The organism is Aliiroseovarius sp. B-4, assembly GCF_056857795.1.
In genome coordinates this window covers 50,670-66,212 of sequence record NZ_JBSXNV010000027.1, presented here as the reverse complement: position 1 = coordinate 66,212, position 15,543 = coordinate 50,670, and the positions used below count along the sequence as shown (strand labels likewise).

16 protein-coding genes are annotated in these 15,543 nt (G+C 59.7%); 2 read left to right on the top strand and 14 right to left on the bottom strand.

Annotation, left to right across the window (positions count from 1 at the left end):
• Window positions 1-6 precede the first annotated feature (6 nt).
• The 8 genes from AC13C8_RS02800 to AC13C8_RS02765 all read right to left on the bottom strand — a co-directional run bounded on the left by AC13C8_RS02800 (window position 7) and on the right by AC13C8_RS02765 (window position 7,055).
• A complete protein-coding gene (locus tag AC13C8_RS02800; RefSeq protein WP_152467119.1) occupies window positions 7-1,158 on the bottom strand; it encodes an acyl-CoA dehydrogenase family protein in 1,152 nt (383 codons plus the stop codon).
• Entirely contained in the window at window positions 1,155-2,279 is a 1,125-nt protein-coding gene (locus tag AC13C8_RS02795; RefSeq protein ID WP_136340185.1) for an acyl-CoA dehydrogenase family protein, read from the bottom strand. Before AC13C8_RS02795 ends, AC13C8_RS02800 begins: the two co-directional genes overlap by 4 nt.
• The gene (locus AC13C8_RS02790) at window positions 2,266-2,715 is read right to left on the bottom strand and encodes a MaoC family dehydratase (RefSeq protein WP_136340184.1); all 450 of its coding nucleotides are present in this window, start codon (window positions 2,713-2,715) and stop codon (window positions 2,266-2,268) included. Before AC13C8_RS02790 ends, AC13C8_RS02795 begins: the two co-directional genes overlap by 14 nt.
• Entirely contained in the window at window positions 2,712-3,431 is a 720-nt protein-coding gene (locus tag AC13C8_RS02785; protein WP_152467118.1) for a transglutaminase-like domain-containing protein, read from the bottom strand. Before AC13C8_RS02785 ends, AC13C8_RS02790 begins: the two co-directional genes overlap by 4 nt.
• A 63-nt stretch (window positions 3,432-3,494) precedes the next feature.
• Window positions 3,495-4,631, bottom strand: a complete 1,137-nt coding sequence (locus AC13C8_RS02780) for a CaiB/BaiF CoA transferase family protein (protein ID WP_152467117.1) — start codon at window positions 4,629-4,631, stop codon at window positions 3,495-3,497.
• Between the two features lie 10 nt (window positions 4,632-4,641).
• Window positions 4,642-5,499: a MaoC/PaaZ C-terminal domain-containing protein gene (locus AC13C8_RS02775; protein ID WP_172975947.1), complete on the bottom strand. Its 858-nt coding sequence runs from the start codon at window positions 5,497-5,499 to the stop codon at window positions 4,642-4,644.
• A 23-nt stretch (window positions 5,500-5,522) separates the two neighbouring features.
• The gene (locus AC13C8_RS02770; RefSeq protein WP_152467116.1) at window positions 5,523-6,674 is read right to left on the bottom strand and encodes a thiolase; all 1,152 of its coding nucleotides are present in this window, start codon (window positions 6,672-6,674) and stop codon (window positions 5,523-5,525) included.
• Between the two features lie 3 nt (window positions 6,675-6,677).
• Entirely contained in the window at window positions 6,678-7,055 is a 378-nt protein-coding gene (locus tag AC13C8_RS02765; protein WP_152467115.1) for a Zn-ribbon domain-containing OB-fold protein, read from the bottom strand.
• 104 nt (window positions 7,056-7,159) lie between these two features.
• Here AC13C8_RS02765 and AC13C8_RS02760 point away from each other — a divergent pair, with 104 nt between their 5' ends.
• Together AC13C8_RS02760 and AC13C8_RS02755 are read left to right on the top strand one after the other, a co-directional pair.
• Entirely contained in the window at window positions 7,160-8,305 is a 1,146-nt protein-coding gene (locus AC13C8_RS02760) for a CaiB/BaiF CoA transferase family protein (protein ID WP_152467193.1), read from the top strand.
• Window positions 8,306-8,335: 30 nt separating this feature from the next.
• Entirely contained in the window at window positions 8,336-9,502 is a 1,167-nt protein-coding gene (locus tag AC13C8_RS02755; protein WP_152467192.1) for a CaiB/BaiF CoA transferase family protein, read from the top strand.
• A 21-nt stretch (window positions 9,503-9,523) separates the two neighbouring features.
• Here AC13C8_RS02755 and AC13C8_RS02750 read toward each other — a convergent pair whose 3' ends face one another.
• From AC13C8_RS02750 to AC13C8_RS02725, 6 genes are all read right to left on the bottom strand, one after another.
• Window positions 9,524-10,681, bottom strand: a complete 1,158-nt coding sequence (locus tag AC13C8_RS02750; RefSeq protein WP_081979662.1) for an acyl-CoA dehydrogenase family protein — start codon at window positions 10,679-10,681, stop codon at window positions 9,524-9,526.
• Window positions 10,682-10,886: 205 nt separating this feature from the next.
• On the bottom strand, window positions 10,887-11,813 hold the full coding sequence (locus AC13C8_RS02745) for an electron transfer flavoprotein subunit alpha/FixB family protein (RefSeq protein ID WP_152467191.1): 927 nt from the start codon (window positions 11,811-11,813) through the stop codon (window positions 10,887-10,889).
• Window positions 11,813-12,571: an electron transfer flavoprotein subunit beta/FixA family protein gene (locus tag AC13C8_RS02740; RefSeq protein ID WP_090029138.1), complete on the bottom strand. Its 759-nt coding sequence runs from the start codon at window positions 12,569-12,571 to the stop codon at window positions 11,813-11,815. The genes AC13C8_RS02745 and AC13C8_RS02740 overlap by 1 nt, the downstream gene beginning before the upstream one ends.
• Before the next feature lie 42 nt (window positions 12,572-12,613).
• A complete protein-coding gene (locus tag AC13C8_RS02735; protein WP_136340178.1) occupies window positions 12,614-13,396 on the bottom strand; it encodes an enoyl-CoA hydratase/isomerase family protein in 783 nt (260 codons plus the stop codon).
• An 11-nt stretch (window positions 13,397-13,407) separates the two neighbouring features.
• Window positions 13,408-14,184: an enoyl-CoA hydratase/isomerase family protein gene (locus AC13C8_RS02730; RefSeq protein WP_152467190.1), complete on the bottom strand. Its 777-nt coding sequence runs from the start codon at window positions 14,182-14,184 to the stop codon at window positions 13,408-13,410.
• 79 nt (window positions 14,185-14,263) lie between these two features.
• Entirely contained in the window at window positions 14,264-15,514 is a 1,251-nt protein-coding gene (locus AC13C8_RS02725; protein WP_152467189.1) for an ABC transporter substrate-binding protein, read from the bottom strand.
• Window positions 15,515-15,543: the final 29 nt, after the last annotated feature.

Genomic DNA, 15,543 nt, shown 5'->3' with positions numbered 1-15,543 from the left:
ATTGAGTCAGCCAGGCAGTCCCAGGACGGCCTTGGACAGGATGTTTCTTTGGATTTCGTTCGATCCACCGTAGATCGTGGTAGGTCTGGCCTTGTAGAAACTCGCCAGAACATCGACACTTACGTTGCCGACCTGAAGCGGCCCGATGGAGCCGCCATCGGGACCGGCTGCTTCGATCATCAGCTCGGTGATGCGCTGGAAGCATTCAGTCACCCAAATCTTCAGCATGGACACATCCGCACCGAGCGTCTCGCCACGTTTGAGCTGATCTGCAAAACGGGCATAAAGCGCGGCATGATCTTCCACATCCAGTGCCGCCTGGGCAAAGCGGTCACGGAACACCGGATCGTCAAACGCGCCACGGCCACGGGCAAAGCTTTCAAGCTGTCCCAGAGCGTTCTGGGCCAGACTTGGCGAACCGATGAAAATGCGTTCGAAGCTCAAGAGAGCCTTGGCCATCGTCCAACCCTTGTTCAGCTCGCCCACGAGGTTCTCGCGGGGCGTCCGTGCATTGTCAAAGAAGACCTCGCAAAACTCGGTCTCGCCCGACAGGGTCGTGATGGTGCGCACCTCGACTCCGGGTTGATCCATCGGAGCGAGCAGGAAACTGATGCCCTGCTGTTTCTTCGGCGCATCGGGATCGGAGCGCACCAGCATGAAAATATGCGTGGCGTCATGCGCCATCGTGGTCCAGATCTTCTGTCCGTTGATGACAAAGTCGTCGCCGTCAATCTCTGCGCGTGTGCGCAGGTTCGCCAGATCGGACCCGGCGCCGGGTTCCGAATAGCCCTGACACCAGATATCTTCGCAACTCAGGATACGCGGCAGCCAGTAATCTTTTTGTTCCTGGGTGCCGAATTTGATGATCAGCGGCCCGACCATCTGCACGCCCATGTCGCGGCCGCGATTGACGCCCCAGCGCTGCTGCTCTTCGTAAAAGATCAGCAACTTGGCGGCGTTCAGCCCCATACCGCCGAATTCAGCGGGCCAGGCTGGCGCGACCCAGCCCTTGGCGTGAAGCTTGCGGTGCCAATGTTCGATCTCGGCGAACTTCGGTCGGTGCGGCAGGTGACGCAGCTCCTCGGGATATTCCGCCTCGAAGAACTGGCGCACTTCTTTGCGGAACTCTGCATCGGTCATAGCGTTCCAGTCGGTCATTGTGCTGCCCCCTCTGCTTCGCGTGCCTCGAACCATATCCGCCTGTGATAGGCATCGTCGCCCAACCAGGCCGACAGCACCAGCGCCCGGTTCAGGTAGAGCCCGATATCGAACTCATCCGTGTACCCGACGGCCCCGTGCAGCTGGATGGCGTCGCGGGTGATTTTCTTGGCGGCCGTGACGGCGCGCGCTTTGGCGCGGCTGGCAATCGGGGCCCGAACCTTCGGATCGGTTTCGCTGTCCATCTGCGCAAGCGCCTCCCGCACTCCGGCCTGCGCGACCTCGCACATCACGTTGAGGTCGACGGCACGGTGCTGGATGACCTGGAATGATCCGATCGGCTTGTCGAACTGCTCCCGCGTCTTGATGTAGTCGAGCGTGATCTCGAAGGCGCGCTCGCTCAGGCCGACAAGCTCGGCCGCGGCAAGCGCCGTTGCATCGGCGACAGCCTCGGCCAGTGCAGTGAGAACCGCACCGCTGCTGGCCAATTCCGCGGCCGGAGTTCCCGAAAACGAAAGCTCGCCCAGAGAGCTGCCATCCGCCTGCGTCCGCTTGTCGATGACAAGCCCCTGCGCGTCTGCCTCAGCCAGAACCAGAACCGGACCATCATCCTGTTCGGCCACGACAAGGAACCCGTGCGAACCGATCGCACCGACGACCCAGGCCTTGCTACCGGTCAGCTTTCCGTCCGCGTATCGGCAGGTCGCATCGGCAGGCGCCCCGTCGGGGCCGCGTTCCTGCCAGGCAACCGCCAATGAAATTTCGCCGCCGATGAGCTGTGCCATCTTCGGATGATCCGGACAAAGGCGGCGCAGAAGGCCGAGGCTCAGACCGATCGTCGACACGACCGGTTCCGGGGCAATCACACGGCCGACTTCCTCGGCGATGACACCCCCGGCGGCTAGGCCCATGCCAAGCCCGCCCTGATCTTCGGGCACCGCCACGCCGAAAACACCGGCCTCGGCCAGTTCCCGGACCATCTCCGGATCGAAACCGCCCCCGGCATCACGGAGTTGTCGGGCTCTGTCACTTCCGCCCGCCCGTTCAAACAACGTGCGCACGCTCTCGCGCAACAGGCGAAGGTCTTCTTGTTCGCTGGAAAGGATATCAGTTTGTGTCATTTTGTTTTCGCTGGATCATCACGGGGGTGTCGGTCGAAAAAACGACCTCGCCCTCGGGGTTTCTGGCGCTGAGCGTATAGTGCAAAACACCTCTGTCGGGCTTGCTTTTTGACGGTGTGACCGAGTTGACCGTCAGTTCGACATCAAGGGGTTCGTTCGGGTGCACAGGCCGCAGCCAGCGCAAATTGTCAAAGCCCATGCCGCCGATATTGGCAACATCGACCATCATCTCGGTCATGACCGGCTTGAACACCTCAAGCATGGTCTGAAAGCCCGAGGCGATCAGGCTGCCATGTATGGCGGTTGCATAGTCTTCATCGGTGTGCAGCCGCTGCGGATCCCATTCCTTGGCAAAGGCCTTTATTGAATCCGCGCTCATCGGAGCGCTGCGAAAGCGATAGACTTGGCCCGGCGAGAAGTCTTCCAGATACCTCAAGAGGCACCCTCCTTTGCGAAACCGTCATCGTATCCGCTCGCATCCTTGGATATTCGGATGCGGTTGAATTCTTCCAGCTTCGGATAGGTTTGCTTGAACGCCACCAGGAACTCACCCATCGGCGCGTCGAAATAGAGACCACGGTCGTTCACATATTCCATGTGCCGGTGATTCTGTTCGTCGAACTCATGAAAGAGCGCGTCGTGATAGCCGTCGAAGACCAGGGGTTTGACCCCGAATCTTTCACACAGTTCCATGTTGAATGCAGGTGTCACCTTGTAGGCCTCATTCCCCAACCACAGCTGAACATAGCCGTGGTAGATAAAGAGATCGGTCCCCATCAACTCCTGCAACTTGGGTGTATTCAGGTGGTTGCGCACATCCGCGAACCCCAGAGCGGCAGGGATACCCACAGCACGCAAACAAGCCGCCAGAAGAATTGCCTTGGGAACGCAAAACGCCGCTTCCGCCCCAGCGATACGGCTGGCACGGTAAGAGTCCTCATCCAGCGCAAAACAATAGGGATCATAGCGAATATCGTCGCGCACCGCTTCGAACAGGCGGATCGCCTTATCTCGATTGGTTGCGCCCACAGGAAGATCACGCAAAGCCGATGTCACGAAACCCTGCACTTCCAAGCTATCGCTTTCCACAAAGCGCGATGGCATGACATAACGCTCAGCTTCAGTCGGCAGGTCATCGTCAGACTTGTCCATTGGACCCTCCTTTTTTCTAACAATTGTTAGATTACCGATTCAAAACCTGCCCGTCAACGGGATTTACTCTGTCTTTGGTTGGTCCAAGCCATAACGCGTATTGTCTTCGCCCAGAGTGGCTGCAACTCCGACCGAATTTCCGGAAGAACGGAACTCCGGGGCAATTGGCAGCGGCAAAGCGGGCGCGTCCCGGCCGGAGATTTTTACGGTCCGCCCGAACACGTCACGCGCTTTGAAATGCGGGCCACGCGCCGCCTCGGCGGGCGTCTTCACGACCGAACAGCAGCAATCTGCCGCAGCCAGCAAAGGCTCCCAATGGGTCGAGGGGTGTTCCCTCAGACGACGTGCAACCTCTGCGGCACAGGCATTTGGATCGGACCAGTCATCGCGAAGGGCCACCGGCAAACCAATGACATCGCAGAACGACTGCCAGAACTTTTCTTCCAACGCGCCGACGGCGATCTGACGCCCGTCCGCAGCCGTATAAAGCCGATAACGGGCCAGGCCACCCGTCAGACGGCTGCAACCGCTTTCGATGTTCTGCCCGGCAATCACACCTTCGGCATGGGCCCAATAGGCAAAGGCGAACGCCCCCTCGGCCATTGCGATATCCAGATGCGTCCCCTGCCCGCTTGCCTGCCGCGCAATCAGGGCCAGCAGGATATTCATCACCGCAGGATAGGTTCCGCCTCCGATATCGGCGACCAGCCCGAACGGGGCTGTTGGCTGGTCATCCGGTCCGCGACTGAGCGACAGGATACCCGCATCACCGACGTAGTTGAGATCGTGGCCGGCGGCGCTGGCCTTTGGTCCGGTCTGGCCATAGCCGGTGATCGAACAATAGATGAGACCGGGATTGATCTTTCGCAACGCTTCATAACCAAGCCCCAGCCGGTCCATCACGCCGGGACGAAACTGCTCTACCAGAACATCGGCCTTCTCGATCAAAGGGCGCAGACGTTCCACTGCGCCCCTTGACTTGAGGTCGATGGCCACCGATCGCTTGCCGTGGTTCAACACGGCAAATCCGATGCTCTCTCCGTCGATCCTGGGCTCGGTTTGGCGCGCGTCCTCGCCGACTCCGGGCCGTTCGAACTTGATCACTTCGGCGCCGGCCTCGGACAGCATGAGCGTCGCCATCGGACCGGGAAGAAGGGTGCTGAAATCCAGCACCAGGATATCCTTGAGAGGTTGAGCCATCTTCATTGCCTCAGGCGAAGCGCGCTGCGCCGTTGTTCAGAACAACCACGTCGCGTGCAGGAATAGACGCTCGAAACCGGACCTCGCCGTCCTCTTCCCAGATTTCGAACCGCACGGTTTCGCCGGGATAGACCGGAGCCGAGAACCGAACATCCAGACCGACAAGCCGGGCAGAATCATAGTCAAGCAACGTCTTTAGAATCGCCCGGGCCGCCAGCCCATAGGTCGCCAGACCATGCAGGATCGGGCGGTCGAACCCGACAGAACGGGCCACATCCGGGTCAGCGTGAAGCGGATTGAAATCACCGCTGAGACGATAAATAAGGGCTTGGCGGGGCAGGGTATCGATATCACATATGTGATCAGGCGCCCGGTCAGGTAGCACTGCGGGTGCCGGACCTGCCTGGTTCTCACCGCCGAACCCCCCATCACCGCGACAGAAAGCCGACATCGCCACGCGCGCCAGTTTTTCACCGCTGTCCGCGTCGATAATATCACGGCTTTGGTAAATGACGGCTCCCTTGCCCTCGCCCTTGTCGGCGATGAAGTCGATCTTGCTGCGGCCGACAATCCGGCCATGTGTCGGCAGCGGCTTGTAGATGTCGAGCCACTGTTCTCCGTGCAGCACTTTTTGCCAGTTTACGCCGGTCTTGGGATCGCGCAGCCAGAAGCCGGGATACCCCAAAATGACCGCCATCGAGGGAACTGCCTTGAGCCCGTCCTCATAGACATAGGCCAGCTCCTTTTTGTCGGTCGGATCCTCGCCGAACCCAAGGCCGAGTGCATACAGGATGGTATCCCGCTCGGTCAGCGTCTGTTCGATTTCCTCAAAGTCCCAGTTCGACAGTGCCTCGAAATCCAATGGCATTTACTTTCCTCCCTTAGTTGCCGTCAGAGCGTGTTTTGCGATCCAAGTATCGCCGTGACCTGGCTGGACAGCACACCGCCGTTGCCATGCGCCAGCGCCAGGTCGATATCCTTCGACTGAATGCCCGGCGCGTCGCCACGGATCTGACGAGCAGCCTCGATCACTGTGAAGATGCCGTACATCCCGGGGTGCACGCAGGACAGGCCGCCGCCATTCGTGTTCACCGGCAAGACGCCGCCAGGCGCGATGCGTCCGCCCTCGACAAAGGCCCCTCCCTCGCCCTTGGCGCAGAACCCAAGATCTTCGAGAAACAAAATCGTGTTGATGGTGAAGGCATCATAGAGCTCGACCGCCTGGATATCCGCAGGGGTCACTCCGGCCGCCGCAAAGGCGCGCGCGCCCGAGTCGCGGGCCGCGGTCACGGTGAAATCCTTCATCTGGGAAATCTGCCGGTGCGAGCTTGCCGTCGCACTGCCCAGCACATAGACAGGCACCTTGGGGAAATCCCGTGCGCGGTCCGCGCGGACCATCACGATCGCGCCACCGCCGTCGGTGACAAGACAACAGTCGCGCACGGTCAATGGATCGCCCACCATGCGCGCGCCCAACACGTCTTCTCGGGTCAGCGGGCCGCGCTCGAACGCTTCGGGGTTGTGTTGTGCCCATGCCCGCGCAGCAACGGCCACGTCGGCCAGCTGCTCTCGGGTGGTGCCATATTCATGCATGTGCCGGGCTGCGGCCATCGCATAGGCCGAGATCGGATAGCGCGGATTATATGGCGCCTCGTAGGCCGGCGGACGTGAAGCGGTCACGAGTCTGCCCGATGCGGTGCGCTGGTTGGAGCCATAGACGATAAGAGCGACATCACACAGACCGGCATCAAGCGCCATGGTCGCGGACGTCAGGTAGTTTACGAAGGACGAACCGCCCGACATCGTGCCATCAATGAAACGGGGCTGGATGCCCAGATACTCCGCCGCCATAAGCGCCGGCATGCTGTCTTCCATCATGGTGCAGAACAGCCCGTCGACGTCGGACAGTTTCAGCCCGGCATCGCCAAGCGCCGCAAGCGCAGATTGCGCCATGACATCATAGGCCGTCAGGCCATGGGCTTCTCCGAAACCGGCATGACCGGTTCCCACGATGGCGGATTTCCCCCGAAGTTCTGTGGTCATGACTTATACCTCCGACGGCTTGAAGAGCACGGCCGGAACACCCTCGGCCTCGCCCACGAAAGCGGTTACAGCCATGTCGATGGCGACCTCACCCGGTGCAATGTCTTCGACCCGGCTCATCATTCGAACGCCCTCTTGAAGCTCGACCATGCACACGTTGTAGTCGCCACCGCGGTTTTGGCTGCGGCGCACGACGGTTGTGGTGTAGACCCGTCCCTTGCCGGTGGCCTGCTTCCACGAAATCGCGGCGCCATGACAATGTGGACACAGGACTCGCGGGAAAAAGTGATAGGCCCCGCAGTCGTCGCACTTGGGCAGCAGGATCTCTCCCTCTGCCAGCGCGCGTTGGAAAAGCTGGTCTGGTCCTTTGGCATCCTGCATAGGCGTTCTCCTTCAAGCGACCCAGTCTTTGTTCAAGCGTATTGATAATCTTTCTAACAATTGTTAGATTTAGTCAACCTTTCAGGATCAATTGAGAGAAACTCATGTCAGGTTCAGACTTAGCCCCCCTTTCCGGCAAACTCGTCGTTGCGCTGGAACAGGCAGTCGCTGCGCCTTTTTGCTCCTCGCGGCTGGCCGACGCCGGCGCGCGCGTGATCAAGATCGAACGCAAGGGCGCAGGCGATTTCGCCCGCGCCTACGATACCGCCGCCAACGGTGAAAGCGCCTATTTCACATGGCTGAACCGAGGCAAAGAATCGGTCGCCTTGGACATTAAAGCCGACGAAGACCGTGAAATCCTGCTCAGGATGCTGGAAAACGCAGATGTGTTTATTCAGAACCTGCTGCCGGGCGCGCTGGCCAAGCTGGGGCTCGATTCCGCGAGTCTGCGAGAGAGCTTCCCGCGTCTAGTGACCTGCGACATCACCGGATATGGCGAAGACGGCCCGATGCGCAACGCCAAGGCCTATGACCTTCTGGTGCAATGCGAGAGCGGTCTGGCATCAGTGACCGGTACACCCGACGGACCAGGACGGGTGGGCGTGTCGGTCTGCGATATCGCCACCGGTATGACAGCCCATGCTGGAATCTGCGAAGCACTTGTCGGGCGTGATCGCACCGGCAAGGGCAGCGGCGTTTCCGTGGCAATGTTTGATGTGATGGCCGACTGGATGTCGGTTCCACTGCTGTATCACGATTACCTTGGCAAGCCGACACCTCGTGTCGGACTGAACCACACGGTCATTTGCCCGTACGGGGCCTATGAATGCAAGGACGGTCAGCTTGTCGTCATTACCGTGCAACACAACGGCGAATGGCAACGGTTCTGTGAACACATACTGGGCGATGCGGCTTTGGCAACCGACCCCCGGTTCCATGACAACACGTCGCGAATTGAAAACAAACCCGCGCTCGAAGTTCTCATCAAGGACGTGTTCGCCTCGCATGACCGCGCCGAGATGCTGAAGCGGCTTGACGCTGCGGGCATTGCCTCGGGCGCGGTGAACGACGTGGCGACCCTGTCCGGTCACCCCCAGCTTGACCGGTCCGTAATTCGCACGCCTTCCGGTGAAATCAACGTCCCGACCCCCCCGATCCGGCGCAGCCTCGGCGAAACGGCACTGGGCCCCTGCCCGGCCTTCGATGCGCAAGGCAAGGCCCTTCGCGCCGAGTTCGGCCGTTGTTCATAAAAAACGGTAGGCAACTAAGTGGACAATCAAATGACCGATGAGAACAATCCGGCGATCCTTCAAGACGTGAAGATCGTCGATCTGACTTCTGTAGTTTTCGGACCTTTGGCGACGCAGATGCTGGGCGATCTGGGGGCCGATGTGATCAAGGTGGAAGGCCCCGAGGGCGATCTTCTTCGCCAGGTCCAGCCATCGCGCAACAAGCTGATGGGGGCCGCTTTTCTGGGGACCAACCGTAACAAGCGCAGTGTCGTACTCGACCTCAAAACACAAACCGGTCTCGATCAGTTGCGCAAACTGCTCATCGATGCCGATGTGATGATTTCGAGCATCCGGCCTGCGGCGCTTGCCAGATTGTCTTTGGATCCCGAAACCCTGCGCCAGGAAAACCCGAACCTGATCACGGTATCCGCCACCGGTTTCGGACAGGACGGGCCCTATGCCGCCAAGCCAGCATTCGACGATTCCGTCCAGTCGGTGTCGGGATTGGCCAGCCTGGCAACCTTGCGCGACCCCGAGGCACCGCCCGCTTATGCCCCGACAATTCTGGCCGACAAGCTTGGCGGCGTGACCGCCGCCTATGCCGTGATGGGCGCCCTGTTCCACCGCGAGCGTACGGGACAGGCCCAGCATGTCGAAGTTCCGATGTTTGAGACGCTGGCCGCCTTCCTGCTGGCCGAACACATGGATGGCGCCACCTTCGAGGAGACTCCGCAGGATTTCGGCTATGCCCGCATGCTGGTTCCGCACCGGCGTCCGGTTCAGACCGCAGATGGCTACATCACCATTCTGCCCTACACCAACGTGCAATGGGCGCGGTTCTTTCAGGCGGTCGGGCGCGACGACATGATCGACCATGTCTGGGTCACTGACATGGATGCCCGAAGCCGCAACATCGGCGCAGTATACGATATGGTGGCGCAGATTGCGCTGACCCGGACCACAGATGAGTGGCTTGACCTCATGGAGCAGGCCGACATACCCGCCATGCCAGTGCGCAACCTGTCAGATTTGCCGAACGATCCCCATCTTGCCGCAACCGGGTTCTTTCAACGGATTGATCACCCGACCGAAGGTGCGATCTGGACGACACGCCCGCCGGCTCGCTTTTCGGCGACCCCTGCGCGACATGATCATCGCCCGGCCCCGCGACTTGGGGAACACAGCGACGAAATTCTGGGACCGGGCAGGGAATAGCCCCACCCGGCACCGGACGGATCAAACATCCATCGAGCGTGCGATCAGTTCCTTCATGATCTCGTTGGTGCCGCCATAGATCATCTGGACCCTGCTGTCGGCATAAAGTCGCGCGATGGGGTATTCCATCATGAAACCGTAACCGCCGTGCAGTTGCAGGCATTCATGCATGACCTCGTTCTGCGTCTGGCTGCCCCACCATTTCGCCATCGAAGCCGTGGCCGCATCAAGTTCGCCCGCTTCAAGACGCGCGAGCCCGTCATTTACGAAAGAACGTAGCAATTCGGCCTTGGTTTTGCATTCCGCCAGTTTGAAGCGTGTATTCTGGAAGTCCATGATCCGGCTTCCAAATGCCTTGCGGTCCTGAACATATTTCACCGTTTCATCGATCGCAAAATCAATAAAACCGAGCGCGGTAATGCCGATCATCAGCCGCTCCCAAGGCAGCTGCTTCATCAGCTGGTAGAACCCCTGCCCCTCTTCCGGACCAAGCAGGTTCGCCGTGGGCACGCGCACATCCTCGAAGAACAGCTCAGCAGTATCCGAACCTTTCATACCCAGTTTCTTCAGGTTCCGTCCCCGGCGAAAGCCCTCGGCGCCCTCGGTTTCCAGAACGATCAACGAAACGCCCTTGGCGCCGGCGTTGCGATCGGTCTTTGCCACGATAACAACGAGATCCGCCGTGTGCCCGTTTGTGATAAAGATCTTCGAACCGTTGATCTTGTAGTGGTTGCCATCCTTTTCCGCATAGGTTTGTACGTTCTGGAGGTCAGAGCCCGTTCCAGGCTCGGTCATGGCAATCGCCGCAACGCTGTCGCCGCTGACCAGTTTCGGCAACCACTTTTTCTTCTGTTCCTCACTGCCATATGCGTTGAGATAATGGATTACGATGGACTGAATCCCATAGCCCCAACCCGTATCACCGGTGCGCCCCTGCTCGTAGACGGTAATCGCGTCGAACCCGATGCCGCCGCCGAAACCACCATATTCTTCGGCAATCGAGCCACCCATGACACCCTGCTGACCGACTGTTTTCCAGAAGTCGCGGTCAACAATTCCCTGCTCCGCCCATTTTTCAATCTTCGGAGCCATCTCTGCATCGAAAAGCCTGCGTGTACTATCGGCGAACATCTTGTGTTCATCCACTGCCCAACTCGGGGAGTTCTTGATCAGAGACATGTTTTATTCCTATCGAGTCATGCTTGCATTGAGGAAATCTAACAAGTGTTTTTTTCTCGACAATGAACCCGAGCCGTTCTGACGGAGCGTCACACGGCTTCGGACCGTGCGCATCCGGATTTTTCCAATCAACGCGCCGCCCATTCGGCTCGTACAAAAAGGCCCGACAAAACAGGCGGGCCTTTTTGTAATTTTTGCAATGGACTTACAGCTTGTCGGTCAGTTCAGGCACAGCTTCGAACAGGTCGGCGACCAGACCGTAATCGGCCACCTGGAAGATCGGGGCCTCTTCGTCCTTGTTGATCGCGACGATGATCTTGCTGTCCTTCATGCCCGCAAGGTGCTGGATCGCACCCGAGATGCCGACGGCAATATACAGGTCAGGCGCGACCACCTTGCCGGTCTGGCCAACCTGCCAGTCGTTCGGTGCAAAGCCCGAGTCGACGGCGGCGCGGGATGCGCCAACGGCGGCGCCCAGCTTGTCGGCCAGTTTCTCGATCAGCGCGAAATCGTCTTCCGAGCCGACGCCACGGCCGCCCGACACCACGATACCGGCCGAGGTCAGTTCGGGACGGTCGCTTTCGGCGACCTTGTCTTCGACCCATTCCGACAGGCCCGAAGCGGAGGCCCCGCCCACGGTTTCCACGGCGGCCGAGCCACCGGTGCCGGCCGCGTCGAAGCTGGCGGTGCGGAAGGACACGACCTTTTTCGCGTCGCCCGATTTCACCGTCTGGATCGCGTTACCTGCATAGATCGGGCGCTCGAACGTGTCGGCATCGACCACGCCCGAGACGTCGGTCAGCATCATCACGTCCAGCAGCGCGGCCACGCGGGGCAGCACGTTCTTGGCGTCGGTGGTGGCGGGCGCCACGATGTGATCGTAATCGCCTGCCAGCGACACGATCAGGTCGGCGGTCGATTCCGCCAGGCGATGACCCAGCGCGGGGTCTTCGGCGACCAGCACCTTGGCCACGCCATCAATTGTCGCGGCTTCTTTCGCGGCGTCGGCGGCGGATGCGCCGGCGCACAGAACCGTCACGTCGCCCAGGGCCTTGGACGCGGTGACCGCCTTTGCGGTCGCGTCCATCGACAGTTCACCATTGTTGACTTCGGCAAGAAGAAGAACAGCCATCACACCGCCCCCTTTTCCTTGAGTTTCGCAACCAGCTCGTCGACCGAGCCAACCATTTCACCGGCGGCGCGTTCGGCCGGCTCGGACGTCTTGACCACGGTCAGGCGCGGGGTGACGTCGACGCCGTAATCGGCGGCGGTCTTTTCATCCAGCGGCTTTTTCTTGGCCTTCATGATGTTGGGCAGCGACGCATAGCGCGGTTCGTTCAGGCGCAGGTCGACGGAAACGACGGTCGGCATCTTGACCTTGATGGTCTGCAGGCCGCCATCGACCTCGCGGGTGACGACGGCGCTGTCGCCATCGATGCCCACTTCCGAGGCAAAGGTCGCCTGGCTCCAACCGAGGATCGCCGACAGCATCTGGCCGGTGGCATTCATGTCGTTGTCGATCGCCTGCTTGCCGCAGAGAACCAGACCGGGCTGTTCCTCTTCCACGACCTTGGCAAGGATCTTGGCCACTGCCAGCGGCTCGATATCCTGGTGCACGTCATCCGCTGCGACGACCAGGATGGCGCGGTCGGCGCCCATGGCCAGTGCGGTGCGCAGGGTTTCCTGCGCCTGTTTGACGCCGATGGATACCGCGACGACCTCTTCGGCTTTTCCCGCCTCTTTCAGGCGGATCGCCTCTTCAACGGCGATTTCGTCGAACGGGTTCATCGACATCTTAACGTTGGCGAGATCGACACCGCTGCCATCCGCCTTGACGCGGACCTTCACGTTGTAGTCGATCACGCGTTTCACAGGCACGAGTACCTTCATTGGCGTGGGCTCCTTGAGTTTTGCGATAAGGTTTCAACCGAGCTAACGGTCTTTGAATTCTGGAGTTCTTTTTTCCGAGAACGCTTTCATCGCCTCGGGAAAGTCATGCGCGCACAGCAAAACGCTTTGGGCATCGCGCTCGATATCCAGCGCCTCGAGATAGCTGCACTCGGCTGCGGCGCGCATCACACGCTTGGCGGTCTGAACGCCAAACATCGGGTGCGTTGCAATCTCGCGGGCAATTTCCAACGCCCGTACCTCGACCTGGTTGGCCGGCACGCATTCTTCGACAACGCGCAGGTCCCTAGCGGTGCGTCCGTCGATCTCGCGGCCCGTGAGCACCAGCATCCGCGCCACCCCCGCACCGGCACGCTGTTGAAGCAGCCAGCTTGATCCCGTGTCAGGACAGCCGCCGACGCGCGCAAAAACTTCGCACAGCCGGGCATCTTCGGCAGCAACGACAATGTCCGCCGACAAGGCCAGGCTTAAACCCGCGCCAAAAGCCACGCCGCATACCGCGGAAATCAGAGGTTTGCGAAACAGATAGGCCGCGCGTCCGCCATCGTGAACCAGCTCCACCATTTCCGATGTCGCCTTTGCGCCTTTCGCGATCTCAGACTGAAACCCGACAAGATCGCCGCCGCTGCTGAAATGATCGCCACCGGTCATAACAACGACACGGATCGTAGCGTCCCGTTCGGCTTCGCGCAGGAGCGCCACTAGTTCTTCGACGAACCCGATGCTGTAAGGGTTGCGTTTTGTCGGCTGAAGAAACCGCAGGATTCCGACAGGGCCATCCCTGTCCAGGCGAATAAGCTCAGTCATTCAAGCCTCCATCAGGTCCCGGTCCAGACGGGTGCTCGCTTTTCAGCAAAGGCCTTTGGGCCTTCAATCGCGTCGTTGCTGGCGTAAACCACCTCGTGCAGGCGCTTGCCCTCTTCCAGACCACCGGCACAGCCAAGATCCATGGTTGCGCGAACACTGCCTTTCGCGGCAACAACCGACAGCGGGGCCGCGCTGGCAATGCGTTTGGCAAGGTCGAAGGCCCGTGCGCGGACAGCATCGGGAGTGTCTTCGATATAGTTGGTGAACCCGTATTCGTGCAGGCGCTCGATCGGCATCAAGTCGCCGGTCAGAACTATTTCCATAAGGATGGGCTGCGGCAGCATGGACAATGCTGGCGATGCCCAAGGCGATCCACGACCGATCTTTACTTCGGTGATACCGACCTTGGTCCCCTTGAGACCGACCCGCAGATCGCAATTCAAAGTCAGCATCATTCCGCCCGCCATCAGCGACCCCGTCATCGCCGCGATGATCGGTTTCTTGCAGGCGCGCATTGTCTCGTGAAACGGGTCGCGCATCTTGGTCAGAATATCGACGCCCTCGTCGCGTGCGATTTTTGTGGCTTCCTTCAGATCCAGTCCGGCGCTGAACACGCCACAATCGGCCGAAGTCAGAATGGCCACACGAACGCTGTCATCCGCCTCGATCTTTTCCCAAGCATCGGTCAGCCCGTTCGTAGCCGCCACGGAAAGTGCGTTTTTGCGTTCGGGCCGGTTAATACAGACGGTTGCAATTCCGTCTTCGATCTTCACGTCAATGGGGCTCATGATACCTGCTTCGCTTTCTCGGGACAATCTAACTGCGGAAAGCTTCCCCGCGACGTGTCTGCCGCGGGGAAGCCCAGTCTTATTCGACGGTGAAAGTCGCCGAGCTGTGCTTGATGACATCCCAAACAACGTCGAGATAGTCGGCGCTCCAGTCGGTCAGCGGAACCCAGGTTTCGCCATTCCACTGTTCGACCCGGGTCTTGCCACCACCTCCGTGGTCTTTGTCGGTCACTGTAACCGGGGCCATGATGCCGTTTCCATCGAAGTTCTCGATCGATTCAAAGGCATTCTTCATGGTTTCCGGTGTGATCGGCCAACCGTTTTCGGTAATCGCAATACGCGCAGCTTCGAAACCGGCCGAGTAGATCGCCATGCCCGTATTGTAGTACACGTCGCGCACGAGGCTCTCGGGTCCGCTGCCCTTGCCATTGGCATAGTAGGTGTCCAGCATCGTCTTGACGATCGGAACTTCCTGGCCACCGGCCACGTTCGTCCCGCGCAGGATGCCTTTCGCCTCTTCCGCGCCGATATTGGCGATATCGACTTCGTTCAGCCAGTTCACCGACAGATAGCGGTCGATCGGGAAACGGTTGCGGCGCATTTCCTTCGAGGCGACCACATGTCCGCCCGCCAGTAGCCAGCTGATCACATAGTCGGGCTTGTCGCGGCGGATTTTGCTCCATGCGCCGGCTTGATCCGACCCGGGAAGCGGTACGGGATACAGCTCCAACTCGAACCCTTCCTTTTCGGAAAGCGTTTTCAGGATCTCGATCGGTTCCTGGCCAAAGGGATAATCCAGATAGATGAACCCGATCTTCGCCTTGCTCAAGTCACCGCCCATCTGACCCTTGATGAAGGCAACGTCATTTGCCGCCTGCTGCCAGTACGTCGGACCGACCGGGAAAACCCATTCGAACACTTCGCCGTCCACCGCGTCACCGCGGCCAACGAAAGACTGCATCAGTACGTTACCGTCCTTCATGGCACGCGGCAAAACCGCGTTCGTGACCGGCGTGGACAGAAAATTGAAAAGGAAAACGCCTTCGCGCTTGAGCTGCTCATAGCATTCCACGCCACGCTGCGGTTCGTTGCCGTGATCGCGAATGATGACTTCAACCGGATGCCCTTCAATACCACCGTTTTCGTTGGTGTACATCGCGAGATCCTGCGCGGCCTGGGCCACCTGCGGCGAAATGAACGTGTAGGATTTACTGAGGTCGAAGCAGAGTCCGAAGCGGATCGGCTCCTTGTCCTGCGCTGAGGCCACAGTCGCGCTTGCAGCCAGCGCAGTAGCAAGGACCACTGCCTTAATGTGCTGTTTGACTTTCATGTTTTCTCTCTCCCGTTTCTAGGGTTTAG

Bases quoted from the DNA above. Each gene is read 5' to 3' on its own strand.
- AC13C8_RS02800 (WP_152467119.1), bottom strand. From the start codon at position 1,158: ATGACCGACTGGAACGCTATGACCGATGCAGAGTTCCGCAAAGAAGTG.
- AC13C8_RS02795 (WP_136340185.1), bottom strand. From the start codon at position 2,279: ATGACACAAACTGATATCCTTTCCAGCGAACAAGAAGACCTTCGCCTG.
- AC13C8_RS02785 (WP_152467118.1), bottom strand. From the start codon at position 3,431: ATGGACAAGTCTGACGATGACCTGCCGACTGAAGCTGAGCGTTATGTC.
- AC13C8_RS02780 (WP_152467117.1), bottom strand. From the start codon at position 4,631: ATGGCTCAACCTCTCAAGGATATCCTGGTGCTGGATTTCAGCACCCTT.
- AC13C8_RS02775 (WP_172975947.1), bottom strand. From the start codon at position 5,499: ATGCCATTGGATTTCGAGGCACTGTCGAACTGGGACTTTGAGGAAATC.
- AC13C8_RS02770 (WP_152467116.1), bottom strand. From the start codon at position 6,674: ATGACCACAGAACTTCGGGGGAAATCCGCCATCGTGGGAACCGGTCAT.
- AC13C8_RS02765 (WP_152467115.1), bottom strand. From the start codon at position 7,055: ATGCAGGATGCCAAAGGACCAGACCAGCTTTTCCAACGCGCGCTGGCA.
- AC13C8_RS02760 (WP_152467193.1), top strand. From the start codon at position 7,160: ATGTCAGGTTCAGACTTAGCCCCCCTTTCCGGCAAACTCGTCGTTGCG.
- AC13C8_RS02755 (WP_152467192.1), top strand. From the start codon at position 8,336: ATGACCGATGAGAACAATCCGGCGATCCTTCAAGACGTGAAGATCGTC.
- AC13C8_RS02750 (WP_081979662.1), bottom strand. From the start codon at position 10,681: ATGTCTCTGATCAAGAACTCCCCGAGTTGGGCAGTGGATGAACACAAG.
- AC13C8_RS02745 (WP_152467191.1), bottom strand. From the start codon at position 11,813: ATGGCTGTTCTTCTTCTTGCCGAAGTCAACAATGGTGAACTGTCGATG.
- AC13C8_RS02740 (WP_090029138.1), bottom strand. From the start codon at position 12,571: ATGAAGGTACTCGTGCCTGTGAAACGCGTGATCGACTACAACGTGAAG.
- AC13C8_RS02735 (WP_136340178.1), bottom strand. From the start codon at position 13,396: ATGACTGAGCTTATTCGCCTGGACAGGGATGGCCCTGTCGGAATCCTG.
- AC13C8_RS02730 (WP_152467190.1), bottom strand. From the start codon at position 14,184: ATGAGCCCCATTGACGTGAAGATCGAAGACGGAATTGCAACCGTCTGT.
- AC13C8_RS02725 (WP_152467189.1), bottom strand. From the start codon at position 15,514: ATGAAAGTCAAACAGCACATTAAGGCAGTGGTCCTTGCTACTGCGCTG.